The sequence below is a fragment of the Bacillus sp. 05T31 genome, assembly GCF_056396725.1.
This window is the reverse complement of record NZ_JBFTMA010001002.1, coordinates 1-1,152: the sequence shown is the minus strand read 5'-3', so window position 1 is coordinate 1,152 and position 1,152 is coordinate 1. Positions and strand designations below refer to the sequence as shown.

The following is a 1,152-nucleotide window of genomic DNA, read 5'->3' as shown; positions in this document are numbered from 1 at the left end:
CCTACCACCCCATCGCATAAATGAGTAGTGAGCTTGCATAAACAACAAGTGTAACTGTAACTATAACGACAATTACAAATTTCGTTTTAAATGTTGCAAGCATCATAAACATATTTTTAATATCCACCATCGGTCCATATACGAGGAACGCGACAAGTGATGCTGTTGAAAATGTACTTTGGAACGAAGAAGCAATAAATGCATCCGCCTCTGAACAAAGTGATAAAATAAAAGCAAGTCCCATCATAACAGCTGATGAAGAAAACGGACCTTGTCCAATTGCAAGCAATGTTGAAGTTTGTACAAATGTTTGAACCGCAGCTGCAATTAACGCACCTAGCACTAAATATTTTCCCATTGAGAAGAATTCCTCAACAGCATGTGTACATACATCCCACATTTTTTTACGTAACGGACGCTTATGATTCACTTCTGTGAAGTGATCATCTCTTAATTGATGTTCTTTAAACATAAATGATAATATAATTCCAACGATAATTGCTACGATAATCGCTACAATAGAACGATACCATACCATGTGCATACTACTTCCAAAAGCAACATATGTTGCAAATAATACAACTGGATTAATAATCGGTCCAGTTAACATAAATGCAATTCCTGCATAGGGTGGAACCCCTTTTCCGATTAATCGTCTTACAATCGGAACAATTCCACATTCACATCCAGGAAACATCATACCTAAAAAAGTAGCTAATAAAACAGACAGAAATCGGTTCTTCGGCATCCATTTTGCCACCATATCTTCTGTCACAAACATTTGAATGAATCCTGAAATAAATACACCAATTAGCACAAATGGAAGTGCTTCGATTAATATTGAGATAAAGATTGTATTCATTTGCAGGAATGCTTTCGGTAATTGAAACAATTCCATGATGTATTTCCTCCAACTTTTCATTAACAATATGTAATTTTAACCCCATTTCATTATTTGAACAAGAGTTATACGAAATTCATAACCTTCATACACATTACATTTCACAAGTTATATTCTGTTCCAAAACTGAGATTTCATAGCAAAAAAGCTGCGCTAGCACAGTTTTATAACTATGCTAGCGCAGCTTTCCTATCATTAAAAGTAACGTTTCTTCCAAAAAACAAATGCTAAAGTGAAAGATAATGTAATGT

Annotated in this window: 1 protein-coding gene; it reads right to left on the bottom strand. The window is 34.6% G+C overall.

Annotated features, from left to right (window positions below; all coding sequences use genetic code 11):
- Position 1: 1 nt before the first annotated feature.
- Complete coding sequence (locus AC1DJR_RS30710; protein ID WP_429688139.1) at positions 2 to 898, bottom strand: permease; 897 nt, start codon at positions 896 to 898, stop codon at positions 2 to 4.
- Between the last annotated feature and the right edge of the window lie 254 nt (positions 899 to 1,152).

Excerpts from the sequence above, each read along its gene's own strand:
- AC1DJR_RS30710 (WP_429688139.1), bottom strand. The coding sequence starts at position 898 with ATGGAATTGTTTCAATTACCGAAAGCATTCCTGCAAATGAATACAATC.